18 protein-coding genes are annotated in these 17,771 nt (G+C 62.7%); 3 read left to right on the top strand and 15 right to left on the bottom strand.

All coding sequences use genetic code 11. The features are described 5' to 3' along the window. Window positions 1–3: 3 nt before the first annotated feature. Window positions 4–1,065 carry an anthranilate synthase component I family protein gene (locus G7067_RS09915; protein WP_244301055.1) on the bottom strand — a complete coding sequence of 354 codons (1,062 nt, stop codon included), beginning with the start codon at window positions 1,063–1,065 and terminating at the stop codon, window positions 4–6. Then, entirely contained in the window at window positions 1,062–1,526 is a 465-nt protein-coding gene (locus G7067_RS09920) for a hypothetical protein (RefSeq protein ID WP_166323891.1), read from the bottom strand. The genes G7067_RS09915 and G7067_RS09920 overlap by 4 nt, the downstream gene beginning before the upstream one ends. Before the next feature lie 375 nt (window positions 1,527–1,901). Between G7067_RS09920 and G7067_RS09930 the strand changes: the two genes are divergently transcribed. Next, window positions 1,902–2,642, top strand: coding sequence for an aminotransferase class IV (locus tag G7067_RS09930; RefSeq protein WP_166323895.1), 741 nt, complete (start codon window positions 1,902–1,904; stop codon window positions 2,640–2,642). Here G7067_RS09930 and G7067_RS09935 read toward each other — a convergent pair. From G7067_RS09935 to G7067_RS09960, 6 genes are all read right to left on the bottom strand, one after another. After that, window positions 2,630–2,851, bottom strand: coding sequence for a hypothetical protein (locus G7067_RS09935; protein WP_166323897.1), 222 nt, complete (start codon window positions 2,849–2,851; stop codon window positions 2,630–2,632). The two genes, G7067_RS09930 and G7067_RS09935, sit on opposite strands and share 13 nt — an antisense overlap. Next, window positions 2,842–3,228, bottom strand: coding sequence for a hypothetical protein (locus tag G7067_RS09940; RefSeq protein ID WP_166323899.1), 387 nt, complete (start codon window positions 3,226–3,228; stop codon window positions 2,842–2,844). Before G7067_RS09940 ends, G7067_RS09935 begins: the two co-directional genes overlap by 10 nt. After that, entirely contained in the window at window positions 3,225–4,964 is a 1,740-nt protein-coding gene (gene cydC / locus G7067_RS09945) for a thiol reductant ABC exporter subunit CydC (protein ID WP_244301056.1), read from the bottom strand. Before cydC ends, G7067_RS09940 begins: the two co-directional genes overlap by 4 nt. Further along, window positions 4,961–6,637 carry a thiol reductant ABC exporter subunit CydD gene (cydD, locus tag G7067_RS09950; RefSeq protein WP_166323901.1) on the bottom strand — a complete coding sequence of 559 codons (1,677 nt, stop codon included), beginning with the start codon at window positions 6,635–6,637 and terminating at the stop codon, window positions 4,961–4,963. Before cydD ends, cydC begins: the two co-directional genes overlap by 4 nt. Before the next feature lie 81 nt (window positions 6,638–6,718). Further along, the gene (gene cydB, locus G7067_RS09955; RefSeq protein WP_166323903.1) at window positions 6,719–7,747 is read right to left on the bottom strand and encodes a cytochrome d ubiquinol oxidase subunit II; all 1,029 of its coding nucleotides are present in this window, start codon (window positions 7,745–7,747) and stop codon (window positions 6,719–6,721) included. A gap of 12 nt (window positions 7,748–7,759) precedes the next feature. Continuing rightward, complete coding sequence (locus tag G7067_RS09960; protein WP_166323905.1) at window positions 7,760–9,220, bottom strand: cytochrome ubiquinol oxidase subunit I; 1,461 nt, start codon at window positions 9,218–9,220, stop codon at window positions 7,760–7,762. A gap of 241 nt (window positions 9,221–9,461) precedes the next feature. Between G7067_RS09960 and G7067_RS09965 the strand changes: the two genes are divergently transcribed. Together G7067_RS09965 and G7067_RS09970 are read left to right on the top strand one after the other, a co-directional pair. Further along, complete coding sequence (locus G7067_RS09965) at window positions 9,462–10,511, top strand: App1 family protein (protein ID WP_166323907.1); 1,050 nt, start codon at window positions 9,462–9,464, stop codon at window positions 10,509–10,511. Next, window positions 10,508–11,575 (top strand): FUSC family protein, encoded by a 1,068-nt coding sequence (locus G7067_RS09970; protein WP_166323909.1) that lies wholly within the window; start codon window positions 10,508–10,510, stop codon window positions 11,573–11,575. Before G7067_RS09965 ends, G7067_RS09970 begins: the two co-directional genes overlap by 4 nt. 73 nt (window positions 11,576–11,648) lie before the next feature. On the opposite strand, the gene G7067_RS09975 is transcribed toward G7067_RS09970, so the two are convergent. From G7067_RS09975 to G7067_RS10005, 7 genes are all read right to left on the bottom strand, one after another. Beyond that, the gene (locus G7067_RS09975; RefSeq protein ID WP_166323911.1) at window positions 11,649–12,206 is read right to left on the bottom strand and encodes a YceI family protein; all 558 of its coding nucleotides are present in this window, start codon (window positions 12,204–12,206) and stop codon (window positions 11,649–11,651) included. Window positions 12,207–12,289: 83 nt separating this feature from the next. Beyond that, window positions 12,290–13,831, bottom strand: a complete 1,542-nt coding sequence (locus G7067_RS09980; protein WP_166323914.1) for a leucine-rich repeat domain-containing protein — start codon at window positions 13,829–13,831, stop codon at window positions 12,290–12,292. Window positions 13,832–14,010: 179 nt separating this feature from the next. Continuing rightward, window positions 14,011–14,688: a type 1 glutamine amidotransferase gene (locus tag G7067_RS09985; RefSeq protein WP_425280712.1), complete on the bottom strand. Its 678-nt coding sequence runs from the start codon at window positions 14,686–14,688 to the stop codon at window positions 14,011–14,013. 44 nt (window positions 14,689–14,732) lie between these two features. Then, window positions 14,733–16,073, bottom strand: a complete 1,341-nt coding sequence (locus G7067_RS09990) for a Mur ligase family protein (protein WP_166323918.1) — start codon at window positions 16,071–16,073, stop codon at window positions 14,733–14,735. 50 nt (window positions 16,074–16,123) lie between these two features. After that, complete coding sequence (trmD, locus tag G7067_RS09995; protein ID WP_166323920.1) at window positions 16,124–16,858, bottom strand: tRNA (guanosine(37)-N1)-methyltransferase TrmD; 735 nt, start codon at window positions 16,856–16,858, stop codon at window positions 16,124–16,126. Next, entirely contained in the window at window positions 16,855–17,454 is a 600-nt protein-coding gene (gene rimM, locus G7067_RS10000) for a ribosome maturation factor RimM (RefSeq protein ID WP_166323922.1), read from the bottom strand. The genes trmD and rimM overlap by 4 nt, the downstream gene beginning before the upstream one ends. Beyond that, window positions 17,454–17,771, bottom strand: coding sequence for an RNA-binding protein (locus tag G7067_RS10005; RefSeq protein ID WP_166323924.1), 318 nt, complete (start codon window positions 17,769–17,771; stop codon window positions 17,454–17,456). The genes rimM and G7067_RS10005 overlap by 1 nt, the downstream gene beginning before the upstream one ends.

Raw genomic sequence — 17,771 nt, forward strand, 5'->3', positions numbered from 1 at the left:
TCCTCAAGAATACCGTGCTGAGACCTCAGCGAGGGCTGCAAGCAACGGCGCGGCCTTCAGGTGCTTCTCGCGCAGCTCAGCTGCGGGCTCGGAATCAGCGGTAATCCCGCCTCCCGCGCCCACGCGCGCCTGCCGAAATCGGCCAGTCGCAGAGTCTGGCTCGCGCAGTTCGATCCCACGAATTGTCATTGCAAGCTCGGCGTCTCCCCGTACATCAAGCCACCCGAAACAACCCGAATAGAGTCCTCGCGGGCCGGCTTCCATCTCCGCCAGGATCTCAACCGCGCGACGCTTGGGTGCGCCAGTCATCGAGCCTCCGGGAAAGGTCACCGAAATCGCATCGACCGTATCGAACCTTAGATCCAGGTCGCCCGAGACCGTACTCACCAGCTGATGCACGTGCGGGTGCGTCTCGACATATCGGAATCCGTCCACGCGCACACTCGCTGGCGTGCACACCCGACTGAGGTCGTTTCGCATGAGATCCACAATCATGAGGTTCTCGGCGAGTTCTTTGGGATCGGCGGCAAGTTCCGCGGCGTATTCCCTATCGCGTTCTGGATCAGCGCTTCGCGGTCGCGTTCCTTTAATCGGGTGCGTCGCAACCGTGGATCCCTGCACGCTCAAGAACCGCTCCGGGCTGGCCGAGACGAGCGCGCGATCCCCCGCAACGATCACGCCGCCGCGAATCGCCCCGCCTCGATTGCGCAGCGAGAGGTAAAGATCCAGCGGGTCGAAGTGCCCGCGCATCGTCGCCGTATCGGTGAGGCAGAGTACATATGCATCACCGTCGGCGATGGCGCTCTTACCCTCCGCGACGCGCGCACAGTACTCCGCATCACTGTGTCGCCATTGCGCCCCCAGCCGGGACGCATCCTGCGTTGACGTGCCAACCCATCCGTCATCCCGCGTTCGCCGGACACCCCACCCGTCATCCTGCGTTCGCCGAACACCCCATCCGTCATCCTGCGTTCGCTCGCGAATCGCAGGATCATCGCGGTCTGAGTACCCCTCCGCCACCAAACGTTCTTCGTGTGCGGAATCCGTGCCGTGCGCCCCAGTCACCAACGCACCCCCAAATCGCAGCACCCACGCGTCGAGCGCGGCGTCGCTAGAACCTCGGAGCTCTGCCCGCCCTCCGCTTCGTTGATCGCAAGCACGGTGTCGATCCGCAGTGCGAAGCCCGGTGAGGCATCATCCGGCGTGGGATCGAGCCCCAGCAGCCCCACCCCAAACTCGTAGCCCAGGGCGAGGATCCAGCCCCCAAAGAAACCTCGGCCGTCGGAACCGTTCTCTTCTCGCAAAGAGGTCAAAAACTCCAGCTCGCGGCGGAGCTCCGCCACGCGCACTTCCGACGCGATGCCGAGGTAGCTCCAGCCGCCATCAGCCTCACCGTCGAGCCAGAACCAGCCGGCCGAGGCAGCAGCAGCCAGGCGCCTCGCCACGGCTCCGAGATCGTGCGGGAACGGAACGGGCCGCGCGATCCAGCGCCCCCGCCTTCGCCCGCGTTCTACTGCGCCACTCACCCTCCCAGCGTAGTGCCCACTCAGCCCTGCCCCACCCTGCCGCCGCCGCAGACATGAGGCGTGAGGCGTGTGTTGCGTGTGGCGTGTGGCGTGTGGCGTGTGCGCAGATTGTTCTTTTGCGCCACGATAAGAACCATTTGCGCACACACCAACACCAACTTGGCGCAGCCCAGCCGGGCATGGTCAGGGACGGGAGCGCGGATGGTACGCTCGCGGCATGAGAACGTGGGCGAACGCTGAAGCCTTTGTGGGCACGAGCGGGTGGTGCGCAGATACGATCTCGCGACGGCCAGCGAAACGCGGCGGAGAGAGCCAGAGGCCCATCCTGGCACTCGCGGCGCCGGCGCCTTTCCCACTCGGCTACTCGGTGCTCGGGTGACTGCGGATCAGCGCCGCCTGCTCGTCGCCGATTCGTTTCGGGTACGAGTGAATCCCGCGACAGGGCAGCCCGAGGTGCGAGGTTGGGATCGGCACCTGGCGAGATTTCTGACCGGGGTTTGTGCGGTGACGGAGAGTCAATCGGCGGACGGGTTTCTCGCAGACGCTGTTTCACGCATTCAGGAGTACGGCGAGGGGTTTCCGCGGCTCGAACTGTGGGGCGGCGCGGGGCAGGATCCCGAGTTCGCGCTGAGCCTCCGTCCACTCCCAGAACTCGGCACCCAGCTCGAAATGCGCAGCTTTTCGGGATTCACCCTTGAATCCCGAGCCCGTAAGGGACCCAACATTGCCCGCCTCGCCGAACTCAACCGAGAACTTGGCGCCGAGGCGCTGCTCACGGACGCTGAAGGCTACGCACTTGAAGGCGCCACCACGAGCCTCGTGTGGTGGGACCCTACCGACCAAGAGGGCTATGTCGTCGAAGCACGCAGACATCGAGTCGCTTCAGTCACTGAACAACTTCTCACTCATGAATTTGCCATTGCTCCTAGCAGGATCTCCCCCGCGGACCTCACCCAGTGTGAGGTGTGGGCGGTGAACGCTCTCCACGGCATCCGTGTAGTCACCGCAATCGACGGGGTTCCCACCCAGCACCCTCAGGAAGCCCGGCTGAAGTGGTTCAGAGAGGCCCTCGACCGCTATTGGCAACCACTCACCCAGCCAGATCAGCGCGCGTAGGGGTCGTTTGGATTTGTCACCACGGTGCGCCTGAGTACAACGAGAGCTTCTTGCTTACCGATCACTTGCTCCTCACCCCATAACCCAACGTCGCGCAGTTGAGAGTAGTGATCCGGAATCTGAAGCCACTGCCAGACAAAGGCGAGTGCGGCCTCGTTTCGCGCGCTAATCTCCGGTGTATCTCGGTACATCCATTGCTTCAGCTCCATGTCGCCATCAAGCGTGCGAAATATGAGGGTGTGAGGCCCGGCGACATCTGGCCCATGAGGCGGCGAATGTGCACCAGCATGGCTAGACGTGAGGCATACAGGGGGCGAGATCTGTTCGAGAAGAAGATCCCGTTATCGAAATCGAAGCTGACTCGTTTCTTCAGCTGCGCGATCATGATCGGCACGATCACCGCGTTTACGAGTGGAATCGCGATCAAAACGGCAACCCCGGTCGAGGTCATTCCTCTTCCCAAGATCGCTGAGGGCAGCAGCGTAACGAGCGCAATGATCAAGAAACTGCCGTTTAATCCCCAAAACAGCCACAACCAGGCCCGCGGATTCTGCTCTGGAAATGTGTAGATCCCGGTGTACCTCATCCTGGCACCACTTCTCCGGGCGCGGGCAGTTCGAGGGTCTTACTCTCAATACCCGCGGGAATCTCCGTATGGGTGATGAGCACGACCGCCCGGTCAGAGGGCACTGCGCCGATGAGATCCGTGAGGAGCCGATCGGCGAGTTCCCGGTCCACGCCGGCGGTCGGCTCGTCAAGCACCACCACAGGGAAATCTGCGAGCAGTGCACGCGCGAGCGCGATGCGCTGCGCCTGACCACCGGACACGAGTGCGCCGCGCTCGCCGACCTGCGCGTCGAGGCCACCGCGGGTGCGCGCCCACTCGCTCAAGCCGACCTGTTCGAGCACCGCCATCAGTTCGTCATCCGTCGCGGAGTCGCGCGCAAACTTGAGATTCTGGCGCAGATCTGTGTCGAACAGGTGCGGGTTCTGCTCGCAAAGCCCCACTATCTGACGCAGAACCCTCCCGGGAAGTGTCCGCGCCTCAACGCCGCGCACCCGGTAGCTGCCCGCATACTCCAGGAAGCGCACGAGCACGAGCGCCAGCGTGCTTTTGCCCGCGCCGCTCTCCCCCGTCACGACCAGCGTCTCACCGCTGTGCAGCGCAAAACTGATGCCACTAAACGCGGTACGCGATGCGCCAGGGTGCCGTGCAGACAAGTCGGTCACTTCGATCAGCGGCGCGGCCGCATCGCCGACATCGCTGCCTCGGGCATCGGCCCCGGCCGAAGCAGCATCTCCGTCATTCACTGCAGGATCCACCGGAATCTCCGGCGGCAAGTCCTCGTTCGTCAGCGACGCCACTCGGTCCGCGCTCGCTTCGACCGTGCGCCTCGCAGCGATCGCCGCGGGATACTGCGCGAATACCTCGAACACTGCCGCGGGCACAACGACGATCGCGCCAAACATCGCGGTGGTCATCGCGGTGCCGAGCCCCGGCAGGAGCACCCACAGGACAAGCAACGAGCCAGCGCCGGATACCAGCGCCAGGATCGCACCAGTGAGCCCCGCAGCGCGGCTGCGCTCCAACTGCACCCGGGCGAGCCTGGCTTCACAGTCGGAGATTCGCTGACGCTGCAGACCGACCGCACCAAAGGCCGCGAGCACTTCCGAGGCCGCCAAGCGCTCGAGCAGTGCGTCGACGAGGGCCGCGCGGGCGAGACTCAACTCGCGGTCGCTGCGTCCGGCAATCCGGTTTGCCAGCCACACGGCGAGGAGCCCGGCAACGAGAACACACGCGGCAAGTATGAGGGCGGCGGGGATCGAAGCGACGCCGATCAGCAGCAGGCTCAGCCCGACCACCACCGCGCTCACCACGATCGGCTGGCGCACCCGCAGAGGCTCATCCTGTAACTGATCAACATCATCGACAAACGCCGCGAGGACTTCACCCCGACGGCGAGTCTCAATCGCGCCGGGAACTCGCGGCACGAGCGCCTCAAACGTGGTGGTGCGAAGCTTTGCGAGCTGTGCAAGCGCCGCATCATGGCTGAACATGCGCTCCGTGTATCGGAACGCTGCCCGCCCAATCGCGAGCGCACGCACCCCGACAATCGCGAACGTCAGGTGCAGGATGGGCGGCTGGTCTCCGGCACGGGTGATCAGCCACATGCTCAGCGCGAGCAAACCCACCGCTGAGGCGTCAGCGAGCACGCCAACGCTGAGGCCTGGAAGACTCCGCTTCCGGCTCGGCATGGCGCGTTGCAAGACCGCCTGCCGGTCGGTGAGTCGTTTCGTCGTATCCGTTCGGCGATCGCTCACGCTGTCACCTCGGTTTCTGCCGCGGGTGACTCCGAGTACGCTGCTCCCGCAACACGTACCACCCGATCTGCCGCTTCAAGTACTCCTGGTCGATGGCTCACCACGAGCACCGCGCGGCCAGCATTCGCCTCGGCGCGCAGTGCAGCGCAGATCGCCGCCTCACTCGCGGCATCGAGCGCCGAGGTCGGTTCGTCGAGCAACACTGCGCCGACGTCATACCGCCATGCGCGATACAGGCAGCGGGCGATACTCACACGCTGCGCTTGCCCGCCGGAGAGTCCTGCTCCCGATGCGCCGAGTACCGTGTTTTGGGCGAGGCCGGGGAGCGCGGCGGCAACGAGGGCACGATCGATCATCTCCGCATCAGGCTCGGGATCACCCAGCGCGACGTTACTCGCCACGGTGCCCTGCAAGAGCCCCGCGCGCTGGCCCACCCAGGCGACCTCGTAGGGGCGGTAGACGGTACCTGCGCTCTGATTGACAAAACCTAACAGCGCTGAAAGCAACGTCGACTTGCCAGACCCGGAAGGGCCCGCAAGCACAACTAGTTCGCCAGGCGCGACCTCAAAACTCACCGGTTCCATGATGGAGCGACCGTTCCGCGTGATCTCGACACCGGCAAAGCCCAGCGGACTCCGCTCCCCGCGTGCTTCATACCCGTCCACGATCCAGCCCGCGTCTGCGCTGCCTTCGATGATCTCAAACACCTCAGCCGAAGCCGACAACCCCTCAGTCGACGCGTGGAAAGCCGCCCCCACCTGGCGGATCGGAATGAATACCTCGGGGAGCAGCAGCAACACAAACAAACCAAGCGCGAGCGGAAAATCGCCGCTGACGAGGCGGGTGCCCACCGTCACCGCAACGAGAGCAATCGAAAAGGTACCGGCAAGATCAAGCACAAAACCGGAAAGGAAGGTAACCCGCAACACCTTCATGGTGCGCGAGCGATACTCGTCGGTCTCGCGCGCAATTCGTTCGCTCTGGCGCTGTTCACGACCAAAAATCTTGAGGGTGGAGAGTCCGGAGACGACGTCAAGAAACGACGCAGAAAGGTGCTGCAGCTGCGCCCACTGGCGGTCTTGCACTGCCTGCGTGGCCATGCCGATCATAATCATGAATAGCGGGATCACCGGAAAGACGATCAACACGGTGATCGCGCTGACCGGGTCCGCGAGGAAGACTGAGAGAACAAGCAAGGGGGTCGCGATCACGGTCAGGATCAGCTGTGGCACGTAGCCTGAAAAATAGCCGTCGAGCGCATCGAGCCCGCGTCCTAGCGAGGTCGTGAGTTCCGCATCGGACTTGCCATCGCCGCGTTCCGGAGATCCCACATCAAGCGCATCAAGCGCCGCACCGCGCAGTTGCTGTTTCACCTTGACCGCGCCCCGCGCGGCGACCACGTCGGTGCCCCAGGAGGCGAGCGAGCGCAGGAACAGCGCGGCGACCGCGACGAGTGCCAGCCAAGAAAGATCCGTGAGGGCAAAGGATCCATCGCTCACCAAGCCCGTCGGCATGCCGATAATCGGCAGTACCGCCGCCGCAATCATCTGCGCGAGACTCCAACACCACGCAATAATTGCGAGAGTGCGGAGGAGCCCGAAGAGCGCTCCCAGAACGAACACACCGCGCGCAGCCCGGGCATAGCGCAGCAATCTCGGATCGAGCGGTTTCATTCGGATCCTTTGTCCTCGAGAACGAAAAAACCTGGGCCCGTCCCGAAACGGAAGGGGCCCAGGTTCTAATCTATCGCAGCTCTAGTGAGCGGCAGCCGGGATCATCTCGCGCGACAGGCGCTTGCGGAAGATCCAGTATGTCCAGGCCTGGTATGCCAGGACGAGCGGCAGGCAGATCGCTGCGACCCAGGTCATCAGTTCCAGCGTCTTCTGGGAGCTTGCGGCCCCTTCGATAGACATCGACTCTGCGGCACCCAGGCTTGAGTGCATCAGGTTCGGGAACAGCGCCATGAAGATCGCGAGCAGCGCGAACGCAATGGCGACCGCATTCCCTGCGAACGCCCAGCCCTCGCGGCCTGCGGCGTTGGCGACCCAGGCTGCGATCAGCGCCACCGCGGCAATCGCGGCGCAGACGACGATCAGCAGGATGGTGTCACTGCCCATGTGCATGATGATGGTCCAGACCAGGAAGGCAGCGCCGACCACGATTGTGGCAATGCCGACCTTCTTGGCGAGCGCACGAGCACGATCCCGAATCTCGCCAACCGTCTTCAGTGATACGAACACAAGTCCGTGGTTGAAGACGAGCAGCAGCATGCAGATGCCACCGAGCAGACCGTACGGGTTCAGCAGCGTCAGCAGCGTTCCTTCGTAGATCCAGCCGCCAGTCTCAACCGTGCGGATCGGCACACCCTGCACCAGGTTCGCGAACGCGACACCCCACAGCACGGGGGGAAGCACCGAGCCCCAGAAGATGAACTGGTCGAACCAGCGCGTCCACTTCTGTCCCTTGCCCTGGTGGCGGTACTCGAAGGAGACACCGCGGAGAATCAGAGCGACGAGGATCAGCAGCAGGGCGAGGTAGAAGCCCGAGAACATCGTGGCATACCACTCGGGGAACGCCGCGAAGAGCGACGCACCAGCCACGATAAGCCAGGTCTCGTTGAGATCCCAGACCGGGCCAATCGTGTTGATCAGCACCCGACGATCAGTGTCGTCCTTGCCGAGGAAGGGAAGCGATATCCCGACACCGAAGTCGAAACCATCGAGCACGAAGTAGCCGATCAGCAGCACTCCGACAATCAAGAACCAAACAGTTGTGAGTTCCATGTTCAAGTCCTCCTAGTAGACCGTGGCCAGCTGCTGCTGGTCCGGTTCGCCGGTGCCTTCGCCACCTTCGCCTGGAAGGTGCTCGATCTCGGGCAGGCCTTCCTTCGCGGCTTTGAAGATGAGCTTGAATTCGACCACAGCGAGTGCGCCGTAGACCAGGGTGAACACGACGAGCGATACGAGGACCGCCCAGCCGGGTACTCCCGGGGAGACGCCCTGTTCGGTCGTCATCACCCCAAACACGATCCAGGGCTGACGGCCCATCTCGGTGAAGATCCAGCCGATAAGCGATCCGAGCATCGGGATCGGAGCGGTCCAGATAGCGACCTTCCATACCCAGTTGGGCAGCTCGGTGTTCTTGCGGGTGATCCACAGGCCAACTGCGGAGACGAGCGCGGCCAGGAAGCCGAGGCCGATCATCCAGCGGAAGGACCAGTAGGTGATCCAGATCACGGGCGCGAACTGACCGTCAGACGGGCAGGTCAGCAGCGTGTCAGCGCCGGAGCAGTACATCTGCTCGTAGGTGCTCTGCAGATCGCGGATGCCCTCGACCGAACCGTCGAAGGTGCCGTTGGAGAGGAATGACAGGAGGTACGGGATACGCACGGAGAAGATCTCGTGTGCGCCGTCCGGCGTACCCAGGCTGAACAGCGAGAAGGAGGCGTCTGCTCCGGAAGCGTTGTTGTACAGCGCTTCCGCGGCAGCCATCTTCATCGGCTGCGCCTGCGTCATTGTCATGCCGAGCGTGTGACCGGTGAGGCCCACACCGACAAAGGCAAGGATGTTGGCCCAGGCGCCGAAGCGGAGAGCGGTGCGCATCTCGTCAACGTACTGGTTGCGCTTCAGGTGCCAGGCAGCGACTGCGACGATCACCGTACCGCCGAACATGACGGCAGCAAAGATGGTGTGCGGGAACTGTCCGAGGGCGATCGGGTTGGTCAGCACTGCGCCGATATCGACGAGTTCTGCGCGGCCCTTTTCTGCGTTGATCTCGAAGCCCTGGGGGTTCTGCATGAAGGCGTTCGCCGCAAGGATGAAGTATGCGGAGATCGTCGTGCCGAGCCAGGTGAACCAAATGGTCATCAGGTGAATCTTCTTCGGGAGCTTGTCCCAACCGAAGATCCAGAGACCAATAAAGGTCGCTTCGAAGAAGAAGGCGATCAGGCCCTCCATTGCAAGCGGTGCTCCAAAGATGTCACCGACGAAGCGGGAGTAGTTGGACCAGTTCATACCGAACTGGAACTCCTGCACGATGCCGGTAACGATGCCCATCGCGAAGTTGATAAGGAAAATCTTCCCGAACAAACGTGTGAGCTTCAGGTACTTCACTTTGCCGGTGCGCACCCAAACGGTTTGCAGGATCGCGACCAGCAAGCTGAGCCCGATCGTGAGCGGCACGAAGATGAAGTGATAGAGCGTTGTCAGTCCAAATTGCCAGCGCGCGAGAACGAGCGGGTCAAGAAATTCGTTCATGTGTTGCTCCTGAACGAAGAACGCCGCACCTCACCAGAGGGCAGCACTCCCTTAGTGAGATCCGCAACGGGATGTTATTCCCGCCGGAGCTACTGGTCGGCGACCAGTCATCCACCATAATACCCATTCTGAGAGTTCCCTGCGAATAACTCTCGATGTGAAGCTAACTCTCACCTTGGTATTCTCACCACATTTTCCCTCGGGCCCCGGCGTGTCGGAATCAGACCTCTAGACTGGTCGAGTGACTTCGCTTGAGCAGCCCGATTCCCGGCCCCGCTTTGCAGCACGGCTGGAGGACTGGCTGCACGTTCGTCGCGCTCGTCGCGCGATTTCTCGTGGAAAGTCGCCCTCGGTTATCCCCTATATTGGCTACGGCTCGACAGAGTGGGTACGAATCCTCGGCCGAGTGCTGTACTTGAGGCCCGAATCTCGAGAACACACACGATTTCGGCCAGACGTCGCCGCGGTCTCGCGGGTGCGTGGCTGGCGGACGTTCACGAGCCTGTCTGTGCCACACCAACCCGTGCGTGTGCTGATCGACGATGAACCAGTGGCAGAGGTCTTCGCGGATCGAGGCGGCGTGATCGACGCCAATGTGCCAGTCTCCCTCTCCCCCGGCTGGCACACGGTGACGCTGCAAGCCGGGAGCAGCGAAGCAGCCGCGGCGCCGGTCAAGATTATCGACCCTCGCGCCAGCATCGGCGTCGTCTCCGACGTCGACGACACCATTCTTACGACCGCGCTTCCGAAGCCCTTTGTCGCCGCCTGGAATAGTTTTGTGCTCGATGAGCATGCGCGCTCGGCAACTCCGGGGATGGCGGTGCTGCTCGATCATCTCGTCGCCGCGCACCGGGGATCCCCAGTGATCTACCTTTCCACCGGCGCCTGGAACGCTGCGCCCGCGCTCAGCCGTTTTCTCGCCCGGAACCTGTATCCGATGGGACCGCTCCTCCTGACCGACTGGGGCCCGACTCACGACCGGTGGTTTCGAAGTGGTCGCGAACATAAACAGCGGGAACTGAAGCGTCTCGCAGCCGAATTTCCTGGCGTGCGGTGGGTACTGTTTGGCGACGATGGCCAGCACGACGAGGCGCTGTATCACGAGTTTGCAACCGCACACCCCGAGAACGTTGCCGCCGTGGCAATTCGGCAGCTTTCCATTGGTGAAGCCGTGCTCGCGGGCGGGCGCTCGAAAGCGCGCCTGCATCGCAGTACGAGCGGGGTGCCCTGGGTGTACGGGCCAGATGGCGCTTCGCTGCGCGAGGAGCTCCTTAAACTGGGGCTACTGTGACGGCTCCGCCCACACGCCCGTGGCGGCGTATCGAGCGCCGACTCACGCACAGGTTTACGGTCTCCATGCGCCCCTCTCTGCTGCAGCTATTGAAAGGCGCCGCAGCAGCGATTTTGACCTGGTTCGTATGCCTTTTGCTCTTCCCCGAACAGCTTCCCATTTTCGGGGCGATCGCCGCTCTGATCGTGGTGCAAGACAGCATCGATCAGTCTTTGACCCGCGGAATCGAGCGTGTTGTCGGAGTGCTTCTGGGCGTATCCGTTGCGCTCGGGGCGGGAGTCATCTTCGGCCCGCAGTCGTGGCTGTTCATCGCGGCCATCATCGTGTCAATGGGCGTCGGCTGGGTGCTTCGGATGACCCCGACCTCAACGAATCAGGTCGCGATCAGCGCGCTCTTGATGATCGCCCTCGGCGGTCTGCAGCTCGGGTACGGGTTTGAGCGCCTCATCGAGACGGCCATTGGCGCAGCGATCGGCGTCACCCTCAACGCCCTCGTCATCGCCCCAATTCGAACCTCCTCGGTCCACGCTGCAATCAAGAGCCTCGCGGAACACTCTGCCCGTGTATTGCGGCAAATCGCTGACAGTCTCGCGGAACCCCGGGATACCGAGTGGCTCACCGCAATGCACGCTGAAGCGCGGAAGCTGCAGGCGGAACGCGAGCGCGTTCACGGGCTACTGCGCCAGGCGCGCGAGAGTCTGCGACTGAATCCGCGTAGCAATCGCCACAAACAAGGCCTTGCTGCGGATGATGAGCTCTTCCAACGGCTGCAACCAATCGTGACCCAGGTGATTGGAATGTCCCGCGCCGTTTACGATCTCTATCAGGCCGACCTCACTACAGATCCGGCCGTGATCGGCATGGTGGAAGAGATGCGTCGCGCCGCTCATGATCTGGAGCGGTTGGCGGGCGCCGGTTCCGCGGAGGTGTCTCACGCGGAACCGGCGGCACTAACAACGCCGTACACGATTCTTCGACCACACCCAGAACACTGGGTGCTGATCGGATCCTTGATGGAGGATCTGCGCCGCGTGCGCGGTCGCATTACGGGCGAGCTCGATTAGACAGGGCGCACCCTACTCCTGGAGCGCCGCCTGTGCCCACCCGTCATCCTGCGCGACGGAGGAGTCGCAGGATCTAGACCTGGAGCGCCGCCTGCACATCGATATTGATGGTGACATCAGATCCGAGCAGAAGGCCCCCCTTTTCGAGCGGGGCATTCCAGCTCAGTCCGAAGTCTTCACGCTTGACCACAGTAGTGGCGGTGAACCCCGCCTTGTAGTTGCCGTAGGGATCCTCACCGAACCCACCAAACTCCAAGGTAAACGTCACCGGCTTCGTCACTCCACGCATCGTCAGCTCTCCATCAACGAAGAAGTCGCCGCCCTCCGCGCGAACACCGGTGGATGAGAAAGTCAGCTTCGGGTGTTCCTCCGCTGCGAAGAAATCCCCGGTGCGCAGGTGTGCATCGCGGTTCTTCTCGTTGGTGTTTACTGAGGCGACGTCCACGGACGCCACCACCGACGACTCAAGCGGGTTCTCGGCCGTCACAAAAGTGGCGTCGAAGCTTTCAAACTTCCCCTTCACCTTGCTGATGGCGAGGTGACGGACCGAGAACCCAACTTCGGAGTGGGTGGGATCAATCGTCCAGGTGCCCACGCGGTAGCCGGGGATCTGCTCGGTCGTAATAGTCATTGGTGTCCCTTTCAGTCATGTTGCGGTACATCAGAGGACAACTTTTACATGCGTGCGAATATTCCCGGCCCGTAGAAATTTTTCTACGAGAGCCTACTTCTCCGCCGCATCGCGAGCACCATACCGACTCCACCGAGTGCGATTGCCGCAACCGACAGTGCCCACTCGGCCTGCGATGCTCCGGTGCGCGGGAGGGTGCCGCCCGGATTATCGGGTACCGTCGGCTTCTCGCCGCCCGGGTTTGTATTGGGCGGGTTTGTATTGGGTGGGTTCGTCTTGGGCGGCGGCGTACTCGCGGGTTCCGCGATCACGACGGTGACCTCGTGCGTTGCGATCGGATCCACACCGTTCTCGGCCTGCACGGTAAACGTGAACGTGCCAGCAAGGGTCGGGACCCCTGACAGCGTCCCCGTCGCACTCAGCTCGAGGCCCCGCGGTAAGATCTGCGCGTTCAGTGACACCGTCGGATCGGGATCACCGCTCACAATAAAGTCAAACGTGTACGGCGTTCCCACCACGCCATTCGGCGGGGTCCCCGTGATGGTTGGCGGAGCGGGGGCCGTCTGAGGATCAACGACATTTCGCACGAGGGTTCCGCTGAATTCAAATCGCATCAGCTGATCGGTAACATTCCACGTCGTGGTAACTCCCGTCGCCACATCCGGATAGAGCTGCTGTGCACACCCAGCCTCAACGCAGTAATCCGCCGTCGGAACGACCTCACCCTCGGTGTCGCGCAGCGGATTCGCTACGGCAACGTCCACGACAGCGTCCGGTGCGGTGACGACCTGATCTTCCAAGGTCGCCCACTCTGGCCCTAAGCCCGCGAGTGGGGATACATCGGCGATTTGATTTGCCCGAAGAAGCACAACCGAGAGGCGGTTCTTCCCCTGCAGCGGCGACACGTCAGTCACCCGGTTCTCTTCGAGGTTGAGGGATGACAGGTAGCTCATTCCCGAGAGAGCCGACAGGTTCCCCACCTGGTTTTGGCGCAAATCCAAGTAGTTAACGTCAAGCAGTGCCGCCAGCGGCGTGAGATCCGAGATGTGATTCTCGGCAAGCGCGAGGGAGCGCATCTGCGTGAGCCCCGCAAGCGACCCCAGCTCGCTGACCTCGTTGGCCGTCAGGTCAAGGTGTTCGAGCGCAGCAAGGTCCGCTAGCGGTCGCAAATCAGCGACCCTGTTGAGCTTGCCATAGATGGCCTCGAGCTGTGAAAGCCCCCTCAGCGGTTCCAGGCTCGCGATCTGATTACCCGTTACATCAAGCGTACGGAGCGAGGTGAGGCCCGCAATTGGTCCCAGATCCGAGATCTCATTATCAGCCAGTTCAAGATACTGCAGAGATGTCGCGTACTCAAGCCCATCGAGATCGGTGATCCCGCTATACCCGCAGAAGAGGTTGGCCACGTCCGCGAGTTCCGCTTCGGTGACCGTCGCTGAGGTGTCATAGTGCAAGGCAAAGGCCACGCACTCCTGCAGTTTACGGTCAGCGAAGACGACCGTATCGTCTGGAGCGCCGTGGGCGATGCTACCTCCAGCAAACACACTCCCGAGCACCAAGAGCGCCACCGCCCCGACTCCAATGATTTCAGACGCCTTTCGACGTATGCCAATATGTTCGCGCACCGGTTTCCCCTTTGTTCGCGCAGCAAATGAACTGTTGTGATTGCGCACTCCAACACTGGATCTTTCACAGTCAACAACAGGTGTAGCTCCCCAGAAATACACCGTCACTATACACACATTCAATGAGGAAGCTATCAGGTTCACAACAGGATGCCCTGATCAGTCTTCTGCGATGGTCACTAGCGAGGTCGACGTTTTGCGCTCTCCCGTGCGCGCTGCACCGTGAGGTCGTCACCCGCTGCAGGCTCAAAAGAGCCGTACCGCCGTCGAGCCGCCTCGGCGATCAAAAAGTCACTGATGGCGGGGTTCTTGGGCAATAACGAGCCGTGCAGATAGGTCCCGATCACGTTGTTGGTACGAGCGCCCTCCACCCCGTCGCGAGGGTTATTGCCGGCACCCTGAAGCACTTTACCGAGGGGCTTGGATCCCGGTCCCACCGTGGTGTCCCCACTGTGATTCTCGTAGCCGATGATCTCGCCAAACTCGTCCGAGCTGAGCACGATGTTACCGATCATCCGCTCCTCGCCGCCCCGGGTCTCAACGTCGAGCACACCGATGCCAGTGAGTTCTTCGCCGGTGTGCGTAAGGAAACGATGGCCAAAGAGCTGGTAGAGCCCGCACACCATCAGCATCGGCACGCCGTCAGAGGCGAGATCTCGCATCGTGTTTCCGCGCGCGACGAGGTCAACGGCAACCCTCCCCTGACCGGAGTCCTGTCCGCCGCCGCCCAGCACGATGTCGATCTGCGCCGGCAGCGGGTCTCCCGGGTTCACCTCGACGACGCGCGGCGCGAAGCCGTGCGCACGCGCGCGTCGTGATAGCGAGAGGACGTTCCCACGGTCGCCATAGATGTTCATGTCGCGCGGATAGAGCGAGACGATCACCAATTCATTGACGTCACTCACCAGATATCCTCCACATCGGTCAGTTCCGCAAGTGTTTTCCGGAGGGCGAGCATCGCCGTGTAGGTGCAGTAGATGCGGCGCGGCTGGTCAGGGGTCGCGTCTCGGAAACGTTGCAGCGCGCGCGTCAGGTCTTCTTCCACGCCACCCACCACAACGTCATCGTGCTCAAGGCGCAGCGCCATGTCCCACGCTCTGCTGCCGCTCACCGTCGCAACTCCGCCAGCGGCGAGTGACCCAAACTCGACGTCCCACAGCCACGACATATCGCGACCGTCGGCGTATTGATCGTTAATCGCAATCATCACTCCCACGCCCACGGGGTCAAAGGAGGCCAAGCCGAGTCGGAAGCCTGCTGGGTTCTTCACGAGCACCAGATCCAGCGGCTGACCGTCGAGGATGAGTTGCTCACCGCGTCCGAATGCCGGGCGCACCTCGGCAAGGGCCGCGATCAGATCCTCGGGAGTCTCCTGTGCACGATATTTTGCCGGGTGCCCATGAAGCTCAGAAGCCTGCATCACCATCCGCACGGTGGACAGCGCCGCCGCCGCGTTGAAGGTGTTGTAGAGGCCCTCGAGCTTCAGCTTCGTGCGGAAGTCTTCGCCGTCGATCCGGAACACGGCCTCGTGATCGCCCAGCTCGACGAGCGTGACGTCGGCGTCGGGCCGCTCCGCGGCCGCCGAAAGGCTCGCATCGGTCGACGATCCGGCGTGGAAATCGTCATCACTCGGGAAGGTCGAGAGCAGCGCGTTCGACAGGCCGAATTCGCGGACTTCTGGTGCGGATCCCGCCCGCGCTCGCGTCTGCTCACCGATCGCCGCCACGAGGCGATCCTCACGGTTCACGACGAGCCCCTCGGTCGTCGCGTCGGCGATGCGCTGTAGCAGCTTGGCGGTGGTATCGATCTCGCCGAAGCGGTCGAGCTGATCCCGCAACACGTTGAGGAGCAGCGTGAAGCGCGGCTTCACTCGCTCGATGAAATACATGGCGTGAGCCTCATCGAGTTCGAGTACCGCCACATCCGCGTCGAGCTTGCCACTCAGGCTGCACTCCTGCACCGCCGCAGCGATGACACCGCGAGAAAAATTGGAGCCGGTGCGGTTCGTAAAGACCCGCAGGCCGCGCGCCTCCAGCATCTCCACGATCATCTTCGTTGTCGTCGTTTTGCCGTTTGTACCGCTCACCGCGACAACCCCGTAGGGCAGCCTCCCGAGCACTCTGGGTAGGAACCCGGGATCCAGTCGCTCGATCACGAGGCCGGGAAGCGCAGATCCGCCACCGCGCAGCCGCGCGAGCTGCCGCACCGATTTACCGATAACGGCCGAGAAGAAATCACGCATGTATCAAGCCTAGTGTTCAGTGCCGCAGGAGTCCGAGTGAGGGCACACTGTTAGTCCGCGGCGTGGCGGCCGCGGGGCGCATCGTCGAGTTCGCGCGGGAGCAGTTCTGGGCGCACACGACGGGTCCGCTCGATGCTCGCCTCGCGCCGCCACTGCGCGATTGCTGCGTGGTTGCCGCCGAGAAGCACCGGAGGCACCTCGCGTTCGCGCCACACCGCGGGCTTCGTGTAGCTCGGGTACTCGAGGAGTCCGTCTTCCTCGTGAGATTCCTCGACGAGACTTTCGGGGTTGCCGACGACGCCCGGGATCAGGCGTCCGATCGCTTCAATCATCGCGATCGAGGCGACCTCTCCCCCGTTCAGCACGTAGTCACCGATGCTGACGAGCTTCACTCGGCCACGCTCCGCGTACTCGTCAAAGACTCGCTGGTCTATGCCCTCGTAGCGACCGCAGCCGAACACCAGATGCTGCTCCTGGGCGAGTTCACGGGCCATCGGCTGCGTGAAGACCTCTCCCGCGGGCGAGGGGAAAATGATCAGTGGCTGCGTGTCGGGCGTGTCTGTCAGGATCCCGTCGAGCGCTTCACCCCACGGCTCCGGCTTCATGACCATCCCCGCGCCACCGCCGGCGGGGGTGTCGTCAACGGTGCGGTGTTTGTCCCTGGCGAAGTCCCGAAGATCGTGCACCCGCACGTCAAGCAATCCCCGACTCTTCGCCTTGCCGAGCAGCGAAAGCTCAAGGGAGTCAAAGTACCCGGGAAAGATCGTAACGACGTCGATTCTCACGCGTCAGGCTCGGGATCTGTATCAGGGATCTCCTCAAAGAGGCCAGTCGGAGGGGTGACGTGCACGAGCCCAGCCTCGAGGTCGATGCGTGGGACGATTGCCTCAACAAACGGAACGAGAACGGGACCGCGATCGGTTGTTACCGTCAGCAGATCCTGTGCGGGGAAATGCTGCACCTCTGCGACCGTACCCACTTTCACACCATCGCGCATCACCGCGAGACCCACGAGCTGATGGTCGTACCAGGCGTTGTCTTCAGTCCCCTCGGCGACCGTGGCCTCGTCGATCCAGAGGATCGCACGAACGATACTTTCGGCCGCCGTCCGGTCCTGCACTTCTTCGAAGAAGCCGACCGGTGATGCGTTGAACCAGCGAAGTTCGCGCAGGGTGATCGTGCGGCCAAACCACATCGAGTCCTCGGGGACTTGGAGGTGGAAGACCGCGCCGGGAACAAACCGCAGCTCTGGATTATCGGTGAAAAGCTCGAGCTTCAGACCGCCCTTGAGGCCGTGCGGTTTGGAGAGTCGTCCTACACGCAGGCTCCCCGGTCCAGAGTTGGGACGGGGAGCCTGCACGCGCTTGGGAGCGTCAGCCATTAGGCCTCGTTCTCCGAGGGCGCGGAAGAATCTGACGGAGCCTCCGAGCCATCTACCGGCTCCGAGTCGGCAACGTCGGTGTCGACGACGTCAACTCGAACACGCTCACCGATAGCGAGCGAGGAGATGACCGTGCGGAGCGACTGCGCGGTGCGCCCACCTCGACCGATGACGCGGCCAAGATCTGCCGGGTGCACGCGAACCTCAAGCACCTCACCTCGACCGGAGTCACGTGAGGACACGCGTACCCGGTCGGGGTGCTCGACAATTCCCGAGACGAGGTGTTCGAGCGCCTCTGCGAGCGCCTGATCTGCCAA

Origin of the sequence: Leucobacter insecticola (genome assembly GCF_011382965.1) — a bacterium.
Taxonomy (GTDB): Bacteria; Actinomycetota; Actinomycetes; order Actinomycetales; family Microbacteriaceae; genus Leucobacter; species Leucobacter insecticola.

What these genes read in the sequence shown, in the direction of transcription:
- G7067_RS09935 (WP_166323897.1), bottom strand. Translation starts at nt 2,851, where the DNA reads ATGGAGCTGAAGCAATGGATGTACCGAGATACACCGGAGATTAGCGCG.
- G7067_RS09940 (WP_166323899.1), bottom strand. Translation starts at nt 3,228, where the DNA reads ATGAGGTACACCGGGATCTACACATTTCCAGAGCAGAATCCGCGGGCC.
- cydD (WP_166323901.1), bottom strand. Translation starts at nt 6,637, where the DNA reads ATGAAACCGCTCGATCCGAGATTGCTGCGCTATGCCCGGGCTGCGCGC.
- cydB (WP_166323903.1), bottom strand. Translation starts at nt 7,747, where the DNA reads ATGGAACTCACAACTGTTTGGTTCTTGATTGTCGGAGTGCTGCTGATC.
- G7067_RS09960 (WP_166323905.1), bottom strand. Translation starts at nt 9,220, where the DNA reads ATGAACGAATTTCTTGACCCGCTCGTTCTCGCGCGCTGGCAATTTGGA.
- G7067_RS09975 (WP_166323911.1), bottom strand. Translation starts at nt 12,206, where the DNA reads ATGACTATTACGACCGAGCAGATCCCCGGCTACCGCGTGGGCACCTGG.
- G7067_RS09985 (WP_425280712.1), bottom strand. Translation starts at nt 14,688, where the DNA reads ATGAACATCTATGGCGACCGTGGGAACGTCCTCTCGCTATCACGACGC.
- G7067_RS09990 (WP_166323918.1), bottom strand. Translation starts at nt 16,073, where the DNA reads ATGCGTGATTTCTTCTCGGCCGTTATCGGTAAATCGGTGCGGCAGCTC.
- rimM (WP_166323922.1), bottom strand. Translation starts at nt 17,454, where the DNA reads ATGGCTGACGCTCCCAAGCGCGTGCAGGCTCCCCGTCCCAACTCTGGA.